The sequence below is a fragment of the Paenibacillus lycopersici genome (assembly GCF_010119935.1).
GTDB lineage: Bacteria > Bacillota > Bacilli > Paenibacillales > Paenibacillaceae > Paenibacillus_Z > Paenibacillus_Z lycopersici.
In genome coordinates this window covers 3,318,346-3,332,928 of record NZ_CP048209.1, presented here as the reverse complement: position 1 = coordinate 3,332,928, position 14,583 = coordinate 3,318,346, and the positions used below count along the sequence as shown (strand labels likewise).

Annotated in this window: 14 protein-coding genes; 6 read left to right on the top strand and 8 right to left on the bottom strand. The window is 50.9% G+C overall.

The window, feature by feature from the left end; all coding sequences use genetic code 11:
- Positions 1-47: 47 nt before the first annotated feature.
- The 3 genes from GXP70_RS14835 to GXP70_RS14825 all read right to left on the bottom strand — a co-directional run bounded on the left by GXP70_RS14835 (position 48) and on the right by GXP70_RS14825 (position 3,662).
- A complete protein-coding gene (locus GXP70_RS14835; protein ID WP_162357539.1) occupies positions 48-1,619 on the bottom strand; it encodes a hypothetical protein in 1,572 nt (523 codons plus the stop codon).
- A gap of 280 nt (positions 1,620-1,899) precedes the next feature.
- On the bottom strand, positions 1,900-2,670 hold the full coding sequence (locus tag GXP70_RS14830) for a TIM barrel protein (protein ID WP_162357538.1): 771 nt from the start codon (positions 2,668-2,670) through the stop codon (positions 1,900-1,902).
- A 23-nt stretch (positions 2,671-2,693) separates the two neighbouring features.
- Positions 2,694-3,662 carry a Gfo/Idh/MocA family protein gene (locus GXP70_RS14825; protein WP_162357537.1) on the bottom strand — a complete coding sequence of 323 codons (969 nt, stop codon included), beginning with the start codon at positions 3,660-3,662 and terminating at the stop codon, positions 2,694-2,696.
- A gap of 128 nt (positions 3,663-3,790) precedes the next feature.
- Between GXP70_RS14825 and GXP70_RS14820 the strand changes: the two genes are divergently transcribed.
- Positions 3,791-4,633, top strand: a complete 843-nt coding sequence (locus tag GXP70_RS14820) for a helix-turn-helix transcriptional regulator (protein WP_162357536.1) — start codon at positions 3,791-3,793, stop codon at positions 4,631-4,633.
- A 6-nt stretch (positions 4,634-4,639) separates the two neighbouring features.
- Here GXP70_RS14820 and GXP70_RS14815 read toward each other — a convergent pair whose 3' ends face one another.
- Complete coding sequence (locus tag GXP70_RS14815) at positions 4,640-5,491, bottom strand: glycoside hydrolase family 16 protein (RefSeq protein ID WP_162357535.1); 852 nt, start codon at positions 5,489-5,491, stop codon at positions 4,640-4,642.
- Positions 5,492-5,995: 504 nt separating this feature from the next.
- Here GXP70_RS14815 and GXP70_RS14810 point away from each other — a divergent pair.
- Genes GXP70_RS14810 through GXP70_RS14800 form a run of 3 tightly spaced genes read left to right on the top strand, consistent with a single transcriptional unit; the run spans position 5,996 to position 8,582 of the window.
- Positions 5,996-6,748 (top strand): metal ABC transporter ATP-binding protein, encoded by a 753-nt coding sequence (locus GXP70_RS14810; protein WP_162357534.1) that lies wholly within the window; start codon positions 5,996-5,998, stop codon positions 6,746-6,748.
- Positions 6,745-7,605, top strand: coding sequence for a metal ABC transporter permease (locus GXP70_RS14805; protein ID WP_162357533.1), 861 nt, complete (start codon positions 6,745-6,747; stop codon positions 7,603-7,605). Before GXP70_RS14810 ends, GXP70_RS14805 begins: the two co-directional genes overlap by 4 nt.
- Before the next feature lie 38 nt (positions 7,606-7,643).
- Positions 7,644-8,582 carry a metal ABC transporter substrate-binding protein gene (locus GXP70_RS14800; RefSeq protein ID WP_162357532.1) on the top strand — a complete coding sequence of 313 codons (939 nt, stop codon included), beginning with the start codon at positions 7,644-7,646 and terminating at the stop codon, positions 8,580-8,582.
- A 259-nt stretch (positions 8,583-8,841) separates the two neighbouring features.
- Here GXP70_RS14800 and GXP70_RS14795 read toward each other — a convergent pair whose 3' ends face one another.
- The 4 genes from GXP70_RS14795 to GXP70_RS14780 form a co-directional block, all read right to left on the bottom strand.
- Positions 8,842-9,843, bottom strand: a complete 1,002-nt coding sequence (locus GXP70_RS14795) for a TIGR03943 family putative permease subunit (RefSeq protein WP_162357531.1) — start codon at positions 9,841-9,843, stop codon at positions 8,842-8,844.
- A gap of 41 nt (positions 9,844-9,884) precedes the next feature.
- Complete coding sequence (locus GXP70_RS14790) at positions 9,885-10,934, bottom strand: permease (protein ID WP_162357530.1); 1,050 nt, start codon at positions 10,932-10,934, stop codon at positions 9,885-9,887.
- A gap of 176 nt (positions 10,935-11,110) precedes the next feature.
- Entirely contained in the window at positions 11,111-11,260 is a 150-nt protein-coding gene (rpmG, locus tag GXP70_RS14785) for a 50S ribosomal protein L33 (protein ID WP_162357529.1), read from the bottom strand.
- A 29-nt stretch (positions 11,261-11,289) separates the two neighbouring features.
- Positions 11,290-12,513 carry a GTP-binding protein gene (locus GXP70_RS14780; protein WP_162357528.1) on the bottom strand — a complete coding sequence of 408 codons (1,224 nt, stop codon included), beginning with the start codon at positions 12,511-12,513 and terminating at the stop codon, positions 11,290-11,292.
- A gap of 197 nt (positions 12,514-12,710) precedes the next feature.
- Between GXP70_RS14780 and GXP70_RS14775 the strand changes: the two genes are divergently transcribed.
- Positions 12,711-13,643, top strand: a complete 933-nt coding sequence (locus tag GXP70_RS14775) for a metal ABC transporter solute-binding protein, Zn/Mn family (protein ID WP_162357527.1) — start codon at positions 12,711-12,713, stop codon at positions 13,641-13,643.
- A gap of 86 nt (positions 13,644-13,729) precedes the next feature.
- Positions 13,730-14,566 (top strand): metal ABC transporter ATP-binding protein, encoded by an 837-nt coding sequence (locus GXP70_RS14770; protein WP_162357526.1) that lies wholly within the window; start codon positions 13,730-13,732, stop codon positions 14,564-14,566.
- Positions 14,567-14,583 lie beyond the last annotated feature (17 nt).

The window sequence follows — 14,583 nt, the reverse complement described above, 5'->3', positions numbered from 1 at the left end:
GACAAGAAGCTGCAGTCGTCGCTATCTTTTTCGTTGGGACAAACGGATTACGCCCCTTCGACTACGCGCGCGGTAAGCAGCCGGCTGGCGAAATCGAAGACGAATTCAACGACTTCGTTATCCCGTTCTACGACCAACGCCGATTTCGTCGATGACCCGCTTCGAGGGTAGCCGTCGATCGAATAGGTCTGTGACAACGTGCCGTATGGAGCGCACGCATAATCGAAGCTGCCTCGGAACGGGAATACGAACGTGCGCCGATAGAGACCGTTCCCGATATAATACATACGGGTTGTCTCGCTGTTGGAATCGTAATTGATCGCCCCGACCTGATGCTGGAAGCTGCCGTACAGGATGACGCGGGCCGGAAGCTTGACGCCGGTCACCGGATCGAAGTCATTCGTTGCGCCATAGGATGCATTCGGTATCGGATTGCTTGCCCGGCCGCGGAGATTGCGTTCCGATTGCCATAACCGCTTGATCGTCTCTTCCTGACCGAAGCCGAGCGGACAGCCGGCGCTTGCCCGATTGGCCTGATAGCAGTCGGATACCGCCTCTTCCCCTTCGCCGCTTGCCGGCATGGCGATGCGGCAGCTGCCCAATGTTCTGCGGATCGGCATTTGCATGTACGCGCGGACATTGTTCACGGCCGTCCATTTGAACGCATAGGCCAGGAATCGATCGCGGCTCTCGGCATCCTGCGAGGCAAACCATGCAATCTGATCATAGCCCCACCACTCCATCCAGGCTCGGCGTTCATACGGAATGTTATCGCTTTCGCAGAAGAACTTCCCTCCCCAATTATCGAGCTCCATCAGCATGGGCAAGGCATCGCAGATCCAGCCGCTTGGCGTTACGCCGCCTTCGCTGAACCCCTCTTGCACCAGCGCTAGCTTGTCTCCCGTCAGGTCCAGTATCGGCATTCGTGAATAGGGCATGGAATGGAAGTCAAACAATAGCGTGCCGTTAATATTCACTCCGTGCGTATGCGCATCCAGCAGCACGATGCCTCGTCTTGCGCGCTCTCCGGCATAGTCCCGAATCTTCCGGAACAACGCGATCGTTCTCTTAAACCCGTCGTCTTCGGCGGTATATAAATGGACTTGGCCCATATGGATCGCTTCATACCCGGCATCGATGTATCGCGCCGCCCTGTAGAAGAACCATAGCTGCGTCTCCAGCTTATTCATGTTCGGAATGCCGCCGTCCCCATCCCACACGAATCCCTGCGGCTTCGAATCGAACAGCATGTCCGCATAGCGGAACGTGCGCCGTTCGACCGGCAATTGAAACGCCTCGAATACCCAGACCGGAATTTCAATGTTCCCCACGCCGGTGAATACGGCTTCAAAAATGCATGTCTGCAGCATTATGTCCGGATCGACCTCATGCACGCGTTCCGCAAGCGCTTGCGAGTTCCGGAAATGCGAGTCATCATCCGGTTCCAGCAGCCACACCCCGGAGGCGCGGCCGAGAAACTTGGCGCCGATGCTGCCGATCATTCTCAAATCGTCGTCGAGCGTCGCGCTGTTGACCAGATCCGCGGCCGTTACCGCTCGCGAAAGGTAGCGTTCCAGCGCATCGCGACTAATCGTTCCGTTAAAGTTAGTCAGGGTCATACGATCCTCCATTGGCGTGATATGTCTTGAAGAGAAGTGCTGTACTATCGATATGGAATCGATTCCAGATTAATAGCTAATCCTACTATACCATCTCATTACTCAAATGAGCGCTTATTTTTTGGCTAAATTCAAATTCGGTCATATGCCGGCCTATTGATTCATTGCTTCATCGCTCCATCGCTTCGTTGAGAACCCAGACCGGCTAATCGCGTCCTACAACGAGAAATAGCGGCGAAGGAACAACCGTCCCTCACGCCGCTATATGCGCATTCGCCTATTATCCTAATGCCGGGGCTACGATGTCGCGTTTGAATTGTTCTACCGCGATGTCCGTGTCAACGGTATAGCCGCACTCCAGACCGACAAACCCGTCGAATCCGGTTCCTTGAATCGCCTTGAGGATGTTCACGTAGTTGAGCTCGCCGGTCCCCGGCTGCTTGCGTCCCGGGTTGTCCGCGATATGGAAGTGGTTGATCCGGTCGATGTAATTCACCGCATTGCGAGTGACGTTGCCTTCCGTGATCTGCTGGTGGTACACGTCGAATACGAGCTTCACGTTCGGGCTGCCGATTTGGTCGACGATGTAGACGGACTCGTCGGAACGCTGGGAGAAATGTCCGGCATGGTCGACCAGACCGTTCAGCGGCTCGATCTCGAGAACGACGCCCGCTTCTTCCAGCATCGGGGCGCAGCGCTTCAGCGTCTCGATCATGGTCGCGCGTTGAATGTAACGCGGGATGCCGTCGAGAACGTTGCCCGTCTGGGAAATCATCGAACGAACGTTAAGGATTTTGCAAGCTTCGATCGATTGGCGCACGCCTTCGATATACGCGTCGCGAAGCGATTCGTTCACCAGGCTGATGAACTTCGTGCAGGTCGCGTTGATGCCGACGCCGATGCGCTCCTGCTCCTTCGCCGTACGGCGGATGTCCTTCAGATCCCACCAGGCGTAATACTCCAGACCGTGCAAGCCGTGTTCTTTGATTTTCTCCAGATGATAGATTTCGTCTTTACCGGAATAAGCGCCGATACAGAGTGAAAATTTCATGGTTACTACCGCCTTTGCTAATATTAGAGCGTAATGGGTTTGCCCGATGCAGCGGATTCGTTCGCAGCGATCGTCACGGCGTGCGTACGGAGCGCATCATCGTAATTCGACAGGATTCTGGAAGCGTCGCCGGTGCGCAGCGCATAAATAAAAGCTTCGTCCTCGGTGTTGTACGCGTTCGTGCTGCCGTTGAAATTATTGACGCCTTCCGGCGTGATCTCGCGAAGCGTGCCGCCGCGGATCTCCAGCACGCCGCGGTTCGTGTACAGGTCAAGTCCGACATGGTGTCCGACAGGAATGGCGCAGGTATTGGAAATCGTCGCAATCGTACCGTTCGCCAGCTTCATCGTTACAGAGCCTACGTCGGGAACGTCCGTGCCCGGAACTTGCTTATCCATGATTTGAAGCGCGTAAGCCGCATAGACTTCCTTGACCTCGCCGCACAAATAACGGAGCAAGTCCACGATATGCGTCGTCTGCTCGACGAATTGGCCGCCGGAGCCGTTCATCACTCTCCACCATGGAACCATCGGCATGCCGCCCATCCAGTAGCCGAGCGCCATCCCCTGCTGCGCGCCTTCGAGAAGCTTCTTCGCCTGAGCCGTAGCCTCTTCGTATCTCCAATGGTAGCCGACGGAGGTGAGCAGCTTCTTGCCATTCACCTGCTCGGCGATGCGTGCAGGCAGTTCATTGTTGATGCCGAGAGGCTTCTCGACGAGGAACGGAATGCCGCGTTCGACGAGCTTCAGCTCCGCATCGCCATGCGCCATTGGAGGAATGCAGACGTACACGCCGTCCAGCTTGCGATCGTCCAGCATGTCGTCAAGGTTCGTAAACGCTTTCGCTCCGGCGAATTCCGAAGCCGCCTTCTCGGCACGCGATGCGTCAACGTCGAAAAATGCCGTCATTTCGACCCCGTCCATCTTCACGAGGTTCTTCAAATGGTGATTCGCGATTCCTCCGGTACCAATAACACCAAGCTTCACGGACATGGCACAAATTCACTCCAATTCAGCGATTAGTATAATAAAACGCAACTCTCAAAATTATTTTAATTCAATAGATACGCGTTTAATATATAATATATCTCATTATTGGTATAAAAAAATGAAAGCGGGTAATGAGCCTGAAACCAAACTACGGCACTTATTTCGTGACGACGGCATGGGACCGCAGCTTGCCCCTGCATCTGACGGGCATGGGGCATGACAATGAACAGCACCCCATCCATAGAGAGCATGGCTTCCCTTCGTTCCACTGGCTGCACACGATCAAGGGATGCGGAGATTTCACGGTCGGCGGCAGCACTTACCGCCTTCAAGCGAACCAAGGGATCCTGGTGAAGCCGAACGTTCCCCACCATTACCAAGCGGTAACCGACAAATGGGAAATCTGGTATATGACGTTCGACGGCGCGCTGGCCAACCCGATCACCGCCTCGCTGGAGCTTCCGCAGGCGCAGCCGATCGGATGGGAGCCGGAATGTCCGATGGCGCATATCCACGAAACGGCGGAAGAGAAGTGCAAATACAGCTTCGATCTCGCCGGCGTCAACGGCTCCCTTGAGGTCTACGCCTTCCTTACGCTATTAAAGCAGTATGGGCAGCTAAGCGGTCAAAGCTCCTTGTCGGCCGGCCACGAGCGGCTGACTCCGATCTACCTGCTCATCGAGGAGGAATACGGCAACTCCGCGCTCGGTCTCGAGCAGATGGCCGCTACGCTTGCGATAAGCCCCCAGCACCTCAATACGCTATTTCGCAAAAGCTGGGGGTTAAGCCCCTATCAATACTTGCTGCAGTTCCGGATCCAGAAGTCGAAGGAGCTGCTGCGCGCCAACCGAAGGCTGACGGTGAGAGAAGTCGCGATAGCCGTCGGGTTCCAGGACGACAGTCATTTCGTGCATACGTTCCGCAGGCTGTCGGGGATGACGCCGGTACAGTTCAGGCTGCAGTTCAGCGATTGACGCCCTTTACTTCTTCACATAGACGCGGAAATAATCCAGGCTGAACTTCGCCGGGAAGGTGTCCGCGGTCGGTTCGGCGTTCGGGCCGCCGCCGATCGCCAAGTTGATGATCACCTGCGGCGGCGGGCCGTACCAGATGAACTTGGTCGTTTTCACCTTCGTGTCGTCCACCCATTTCTCGATGAGGCCTTCTTTCCAGATGAGCGTGTACGTATGGTAATCCGCCGAGAAATCGGTGCCCGGATGCCATACGCCTTGGTCCGTGATTTTGTAGGTATCGACGCTCGCTCCGGCGCCATGGTCATAGCCGGTCCAGTCGTATTGGTTTTGCTTCTCCGAATTGAAAAATTCGAAAATATCGATCTCGGAATCGGTCGAATCCGATCCGCCCGGCGAATACATCCAGAAGGCCGGCCAAGTAGCGACGCCGTTCGGAATTTTGGCCCGCAGCTGGAAGATATACGTCTTGCCATCCGAGGGGTAGAACGTTTCCTTCGTCGTGATTTGTCCGCTGCTGATGCCGCCGTCCTGGACGCCGCCAAGATTCGCGACCGCTGTCAAATCCAAGGATTTATCGGTCAGCACATGGTTCGTCGCATTGATCGGTTGATAGCGCTGCCATTCATGGTTAATGACAATCGTACCGGCGATGCCGTAAGCGTTAAAATCTTTCGAGAGCGCGTCCAGGCTGTTCACGCTGCGCGAGGTGCCGAACGAGTAATCCTTGTAGAGCGCATAGTCGGCAAGACTCGGTCCTAGATACTTGGCCTTGGCGGAGTTGTCGCAGCCAACCAGCAGCACGGCCGTCATCACGGCCGCCATGAAGATCTGAAACGCGGGTTTGATCCTTCCGGTCATGGTTCATGCCCCTTTTCTATCGTTAGTTTAGGTTATCAATTATTAACTTCTATAACTAACGGAACTTTCCTCCTGCTAACATTCCCGTAAAAACAAAAGCAACCTCCTTATTCAGGAAGTTGCGTTTGCTGCTATGCTATTCGGATTCTTCTTCATTAAGAAAGCCATCTCTGATGCATGTAATTATTACGATTTGAGTCAGCAATTGATTATTATAAGCCTCCTCTTACGTCGTCCTGATGAATAGATATCTCTTCCCCTGCGTTTAACTGTAATTATTACAACAAAAGTTTATCAGCATATAGATGGTTCGTCAATCATTCCCTGAGTAAACATGGGCTGTGAAAATTTACCAAAACACTTTACAGCGTTTCAAAACTGTTTTATGCTTATAGGCAAATAAGTTTCCCTGATGAAACATATTTTCATCTGGACAAATGTTTGTCCCAAGGGAAAAAGAGATGCTGCCCTATGTCAATAATCTAATAAAGTGAGGTGCGGGTAATGAAGCCGCCGGCTGTCTCCGTCAATCGTTTATTTGTCTCCTACCATGGGAAGGATGCTCTTGCGGATATTAGCTTTACGTTGGAACAAGGCCGCATGATCGGTATCGTCGGTCCGAACGGAGCGGGTAAATCCACCTTGTTTAAGTCTCTGCTTGAGTTGATTCCCCGTGACAAAGGTGAGATCGCGATACTCGGAAAACCGCTCAAAGACATGCGCCGACAGATCGCATACGTGCCGCAAAGAAGCGAAATCGATTTAACGTTCCCGATCACGGTTTCCGATGTGGTTCTGCTCGGCACTTATCCAAAGCTGGGACTGTTTCACCGCCCGAAGAAGCGGCACAAAGAATGGTCCTGTCACTGTCTTGAAAAAGTAGGTATGGCGGATTTCGGGAAGCGTCAAATCGGAGAATTGTCTGGCGGGCAGCAGCAGCGGGTGTTTCTAGCCCGGGCGCTGGCTCAGGAAGCGCAGTTGTTTTGTCTGGATGAACCGTTCGTCGGCATAGACGTGACAAGCGAAGAAACCATTATTACTTTACTGAAGGAACTGAGAGATCATAACAAGACAGTGCTGGTCGTTCATCATGATCTGAGCAAAGCGCACGCTTACTTTGACGAACTGCTGTTGTTGAACGTTCGCCTAGTAGATTCGGGGGCGGTGGAGAAAGTATTCCAACCCGGCAGCTTGAAAGAAGCTTACGCCGCACAGCTTCCATTTTCAGACTGGAATATAGGGGCGGTGTCCTCATGAAATTCGTGTATGGTTTAATGGATTATGCCTTTTTGCAAAAGGCGCTGGTCACATCGGTCATGGTTGGCATCATCTGCGGTGTCATCGGCTGCTTCATCGTCTTGCGCGGTATGGCGCTCATGGGGGACGCGATTTCGCACGCCGTGCTGCCAGGGGTCGCTCTGTCCTACATGATCGGTGTCAACTTCTTCTTCGGTGCGGTAGTCACAGGGGTGCTCACCGCAATGGGGATCGGATACGTCAGCCAAAACAGCCGAATCAAAAATGATTCAGCAATCGGGATTATCTTTACCGCCTTTTTTGCGGCCGGCATCATACTGATCACGTTCGCCAGAAGCTCGACCGATCTGTATCACATTTTGTTCGGTAATGTACTGGCCGTGCGTTTGTCCGATATGTGGATCACCTTTGCCATTGGCTTCTTCATCTTGACCGCCATTTACGTATTCTACAAGGAGCTTTTGGTCAGCTCGTTCGACCCGGTCATGTCCGCCGCCTACGGATTGCCCAACCGGCTGATTCATTACTTCCTGATGACCCTATTGACGTTGGTCACCGTGGCCTCCCTACAGACGGTCGGCATTATTTTAGTCGTCGCGATGCTGATTACACCAGCTTCAACCGCCTATCTGTTAACCAACAAACTCTGGAAAATGATTTTTTTGTCAGCCACCTTCGGTGCCGTTTCAGCAGTAATCGGTTTATTTTTCAGCTTTCAGTTCAATCTGGCTTCCGGGGCTGCCATTGTGCTCGCATCCGTCTGTTTATTCGCGCTCGCGTTTTCCTTCTCGCCCAAGCAAGGGGTCGTGTGGCGAGCACTGCTGGCAAGGAGAAAAAGAGCTTCGCTTCGCGCTTAACTCTATAGGTATCCATTATTTATTCGGAGGAATGACAAATGAAGCGTCAAAACAAATGGTTTATAGGATTAGTCGTCTTCGTTCTGCTGCTTGCTGCCACAGGCTGTTCTTCGAAAACCAATTCCAAAAATGAAGACGGGAAGCTGACGATATTGACCACTTACTCAATTCTGTACGACATCGTCCACAACGTCGCGGGCGATCGCGTCAACCTGTATTCGATCGTACCGGTAGGCACCGATCCTCATGAATACGATCCTCTTCCCGAGGACGTACAGCATGCAAGCGACGCGGATATTATTTTCTATAATGGACTGAACCTCGAAACCGGAAACGGTTGGTTCACCAAAATGCTCGCAACGATTGGAAAGTCAGGCGAGAATGCGGCTGTCTATCCGTTAAGCAAAGGGGTAGAGCCAAAATATTTGACTACGGCGGGCAAAGAGTCCGAGCAAGATCCCCATGCCTGGTTGAACATAGAAAATGGCATCAAATACGCTCAAAATGCTCTTGCTGTCTTGATTGAAAAGGACCCGGACAATAAAGAATATTACGAGGCGAATGCGAAAGCGTATATCGACGAATTGCAGAAGCTACACGATGACGCTGTCAACCGTTTTGCCGATATTCCCAAAGAACGACGCATATTAGTCACGAGCGAAGGCGCCTTTAAATATTTTTCCGCTGCTTACGGGCTGGAAGCCCAATACATTTGGGAAATCAATACGGAAAATCAAGGTACGCCCGAACAAATGAAGCGAATCGTCGATATCGTCAAAACGAAAAAAGTACCTGCCTTGTTTGTCGAAACCAGCGTTGATCCCAGAAGCATGGAAAATCTGTCCGAAGAAACCCGCGTCCCCATCAAAGGTAAAATATTCACGGATTCCACGGGTAAGCCTGGTCAGGCGGGAGATAGCTACATCAAAATGATGAAATGGGATTTGGATATGATCCATGATGGCCTGTCGCAATAAAATCTGATTTCAAGAAGACCATCAACTTTGATGGTCTTCTTGCTTATTCCATGGCAGTTTGTATCCATGTCTTGAATGAGCCTTTGGTCAAAAACGGAGAGGATTGCGTGAAAACTTTTTTCAATTAAACACTATTTCCATCAGTATGGTGATAGAAGCTAGCATAGCCGCTCCAAAGGACCCGTACGTTTACCGGACTTTCTAACAACGCATAAACGAATCGAGGTCGCCGGAATATTCCTGGGCGACCTCGATTCGTTTATTCAGCCAATTGCACAATATCTTTATCAAACGGATACGGATAAACATACGGATCCTTGGGCGCTTCGATGACAGTCGCTTGTTTTGCAGTAATCTCCAGGATCGTATTTCCGCCGTAATTCGTTTTTCCGATCACCCCCACCAAATGAATCCACGTATCTTTCTTATAATTGGTTTGCGGTGATTTGACCAGAATTCCGTAAGGCGACGCATCCGCGGAACAGCAATTCATAACAAGACGAGAGATGCTGAATTGATCGGATTTCATGTCAGGCTCGCGGTACACGAAACCGCTGATATCGATCTTCTTCCCCAGAAAATTATCCATGTACATGCTTAACATCGTGGACACCTCGAGAAAGCCTTCGGGCCTCACGTGAATGAGTTCGCTTGGATACATCGCAATGCCGAGTCTTGCGAAGTCCTCCGTATATTCATCGTACGGGAAGAGCTTCTTCAGCTTGGCCGTCTCACTTTCCTCTGCGCTTGGCTGCGACTTGGAATTCGTCGGAGGCATAGCCGCAGTATCTGTCGTTGGTTGCGTGTTAATAACAGACGCTGAGTTGGAAGAAGATACGGGCTGCCGGTCTGTAGCCGTCGTAACCGCAACCGGTGATTTCTTCATTGCGTTTGCGCTTCCGCTCAGGTTAATCCCTTTCACAGCTACGATATCGCTTCCCATAATCTTATCCGGCAAGACGAAACCGAAAAGCAACGGTGCCGCAAATAACCCGTACAATATGATATTCCGCCAACGAGAGCGGGAAGGCTCGTGTCCGCATTCGCACTCCTCTTCGGCTTCTCGCCATCCGAATCGATGCTGCAGCGCTTCGTAAATAAAGTAGACAGCCAATAGGAATAAGGCTAACGCTGCGAATTTGACGTAGATCATCATTCTAGGAGCAATATAATATTGCAAATGATCGCTCTTCACGAGGTATACGATGTATATGGTAAACCCGCCTAACAGCAGCCCCCGCAAAAAATAATGGTTGGCCAACCGTTTATCCTCCGTTATCGGCATCATTAATTCTCCCGTCCTCAGTTATACGCGGCGATGAGATGTTCCGCTACCATTGAGCCTGCTAACACGATTGCCGCTACTAGCACGATAAGCAACATGACGAATCTCGTCTTGAAGGTCGTAAGCAACATAAGAATGCCCTTCACATTCATCATCGGTCCGAAAACGAGAAAGGCAATCAAGGAACCGGCCGAAAACGTACCTGCAAATGAGGAAGCTACGAATGCGTCGGATGTGGAACAAAGCGACAAGACGAATGCAAAACCCATCATAAACAAATGTGATCCTACATCGGTTTGTGCAATGCCGACCAACTCCGCTCTCGGCAGCAGCGATTGGATAGCAGCTGTGACAACGGCACCGAATATTAAGTAACCGCCCATATCGAATAATTCTCCGCCTGCGTGATTTAATACGGCAAACATCCTGCCTCGTTTATGGATATGAAAGGACGTGTCCGCGGTTGTCCGATTTTGTTTCGCCATATCCGCGTACAGACTTTCTGGACGAATCTTAAGTTGATTGCCTTTCACGACAAAATGGACAAACAGCCCTGTCGCAATGCCGACTGTCATCGCTACCCCGATTCGTCCGTACAGCATTTCAGGGCGGGTTCGAAACGCATTGAAGGTCGCGGAATAAACGATCGGATTTACGATAGGCCCTACTAAAATGAATACGACCCCTGCATAAAGAGGCAAGCCTTTCGCTATGAGCCTGCGGACGATAGGTATCAATCCGCATTCGCATACCGGAAACACGATCCCGAGTAAACAGGCAATCAGAACGCCGAGCAAGGGATTCCGCGGGATAACCTTCCCGATCCAGCCTTCCGGAAGAAGAACTTGCATGAGCGACGACACGAATACGCTTATTAGTATGAATGGCATTGCTTCTAGCACGATGCTCACAAACATCGTTTTGAACGTGTTCAATCCGGATAAATCAGGCAGAGAAGGATGTACGATAAACGTTGGTTTGAGAAACAAAATAACTATAAATCCGAATATAAAGCCGAACACAAGATTTATCTTCCAAGTCGAACGCCGCCGATCGTCAATTTCCATCCCTCTCCCTCCGTCTCATATGCAAATGCAAACCGCTGCCTCATGCCATTAAATAGTAAATATTACGAAAGTATTTTTACTATAGCAGGCTCTATTCTGCTCGTCAAACGGTTGATGAAAAGCAAATAAGCCAAGCGAAGGCTTGGCTTAAGCGATGCACTTCCGTTCAACTCGACTTAACGCGTTTCGCGATGAATCGTAACCTTTTTCAGTCGCGGACAGTACTTTCGGACTTCCAGCCTCTCAGGATGGTTGCGTTTGTTCTTTGAGGTGGTATAGTTGCGGTCTCCGCACTCCGTGCATGCCAAAGTAACCGTTACCCTCATTTTCAGCGCTCCTCATTCATCGTTAATCGCTACGCCAATGCTTCCGTAAAAGCCTCTGCCTGTCGCGGAAACGGATCCGTGAACGAGCTCCAGTCCAGTTCCATCTCCTTGTCGGTCAACAAACAATGATTCAAGTCCTCTTCAATCCGGCAGCGGTCCATGTCAATTCCGATGAGGACGATTCTGCTTGCACGGTCTCCGAATTGCGGATCCCAATTCGTCATCAAGTCGCAATCCTCCATAAAGGCTTGTTCGCGCTCTTCATCCGGAAGCGCGGCCACCCAATAGCCTGCATCGCCGAATTGGATCGAAGGACCTGCTTGACTGAAGTTTTGACCGAAGTCGTTTCTTGAAGCCAACCAGACAATTCCCTTCGCGCGAACGACTTCTTCCGGCCATTCTGTCATCCAAGCCATCAGTCGTTCAGGATGAAAGGGACGCTTGCCTTCGAATACGAACGAAGAGATGCCGTATTCCTCGGTTTCCGGAACATGGACCGGATTGGACAATTCTTGCAGCCACCCCGGGGATTCGCTTGCCGCGTCGAAGTCAAACAAATTCGTATTCAGAATCTCGGCCGGCGATACATTTCCTTTGACCGAACGAATGAATTTTGCTCGCGGCTGCAGCTTCCGAAGAATCGCTTCCAGTCGGTTGAGATCTTGATCCGCAACCATATCGCATTTATTAAGAACAAGCACGTCGCAGAATTCGATCTGTGAAATCAATAAATCGACGACATCGCGCGTATCCTGCTCGTCCGTAGCTTGATTGCGCTCGAGAAGCGTCTCGCCGGACGCGAAATCATGCCAGAAGCGATAAGCATCCACAACCGTTACCATGCAATCGAGACGACAAAGTTCAGACAAGTTAATACCGGCATCCTCATCTAGATACGTAAATGTTTGCGCGACGGGCACGGGTTCCCCGATTCCGGTTGATTCGATCAGAATGTAATCGAACCGATTCTCCTTCGCCAATTTCTCGACCTCCCGCAGCAAATCCTCGCGCAGCGTACAACAGATGCAGCCGTTCGACATTTCCACGAGTTTCTCGTTGGTATGGGATAACCCATTGCCTTCCCGAATCAAGTCGGCATCTACATTGACCTCGCTCAAGTCATTCACGATAACCGCAACCCGCAGTCCCTCCCGGTTATTGAGAACATGATTCAATATCGTGGTTTTGCCTGCGCCCAGATAGCCGCTTAATACGGCGACTGGGATCTTTGCTTTTGCAATGAACTCATTCATGTACAGTCCTCCAACATCTATCGGTATGTTCGTTATTCTCTCATCATATATTGTAATTATTACGAAGTAAAGCCGAGATAGATCTTTTTTGTAATTTTTACGAAAAACGTTGACAGCTCGTTTTCCGCGGGCCTATAATATCAGCAGTGCACTAAAGTGTAATTATTACTATAAAGAATTAGGGAGAGATACTTAACATGAAGAAGTTTTCATTAACCAATCCATTCATCAAGAAAGGATCGGCTGCATTCCTGCTTGGCGGCTTAGCCTTAGTCTCGGCTGCATGCGGATCTAACAAGGATGATGCCGGCGAAACGGCTCCTGCCGCCTCCTCAACGATCAGCATCGTGGCCGCAGAAAATTTCTACGGCGAGGTTGCGGAAAAAGTCGGCGGAAGTTACGTTTCGGTAACCTCGCTTTTGACAAGTCCGGATGCCGACCCGCATGATTACGAGCCTACGCCCGATGCTTCAAAAGCCATCGATCAAGCATCCGTCGTTATTTTCAACGGCATCGGCTATGACGAATGGGCGCAAAAGTTAATCGATGCCTCGGGCAAAGCGTCCGATAAAACGGTCATTCGCGTTGCCAGCGACGTCATGGGTCATCAAGAAGGCGACAATGAGCATGTCTGGTATAATCCGCAGACAATGGGCAAATACGCCGATTACTTGGCCGATCAGCTTGGCAAGCTCGTTCCCGAGCACAAGAAGGATTTTATGGAACAAGCGCAGGATTACAAGCAATCCTTAGCGCCATTATCCGATGCCGTTGCTTCCTTGAAGCAAACATCCCCTCTTCCGGTCGCCGTTTCCGAACCCGTGTTTGACTATATGGCTCAGGCCTTGAATCTTCAAATTACGGATGAGAAATTCGAAATGGCCGCCGAAGAGGAAACGGATCCTTCGCCTCAGGACGTGGCAAAGCTGCAAGAAGATATTAAAGGAAAGAAAATCAAATTTTTCGTAAACAACATACAAGCGTCCAGTCAAACCGTGCAAAACCTCGTAAATCTTGCAAAGGAAAACGACGTCCCCGTCATAGAGGTCACCGAAACTCAGCCTGCCGGCAAAAGCTATGTCGAGTGGATGACGGAACAACTGAACCAAATCGAAGAGGTCCTCAAATAAACCGGCACGTAACCAAGCATTCCGGAAAAAACTTTGTCCGTTACCGGGCAAAGTTTTTTCCGAGTTCACCTGAAAGGATGGATCATATGAGTATCGCCCCCATTGCCGCATCGCCTTCTAACCTAGTAACCGCCACTTCGGAATCCGCCTACGCAATCGAAGTCGAACATATTCATGTACGGATATCCGGGAAACCGATTTTGGCCGATGTTTCCTTCCAAGTAAAATCGGGAGAATTTCTGGGCATATTAGGACCGAACGGAGCGGGCAAGACAACATTGTTTCGGGTATTGCTTCAATTATTGAAGCCGCAATCGGGAACGGTTCGTCTTCCGGTGACCCTCGATAAAGGCGAGACCGCCATCGGTTACGTTCCTCAATTTCGGCAAATCGACCCCGAACTCCCCATGCTCGCAGTGGATTTCGTCAGTTTGGGATTACCGCATACGATCAGACCCTGGCTGAACCGTGCAGATAAAGGCGCCATCGCGGAAGCGCTGGAACTTACAGGCGCTACGGGATTATCCCGTACATCCATTGGCCAACTCTCGGGAGGCGAACGTCAGCGAATATTTCTTGCCCAAGCGCTTGTCCGCAATCCGAAACTCCTCTTGTTGGACGAACCGACGTCGAATCTGGATCCCGGCGCCCAAGAAGAGATGGCCGCGGTCATCGACAGGGTCTGCAAGGAACGGAAAATAAGCGTCATGCTGATCAGTCATGATGTCAATCTGATCAACCGGTACGCGGATCGGATTCTTTATTTGACGCCGCAGCAGTATGCCATCGGGACCGTGGATGAAGTCATGCAAACCTCCGTTTTGCAGCGCTTATATGGCAATGCCGTGGAAGTCGTCAGAATGGACGATAAACTGTTCGTCACCACAGGCAATAAAACGAACGTGCATATTTGCGATCATTAGACCACGAATCGGAAGGG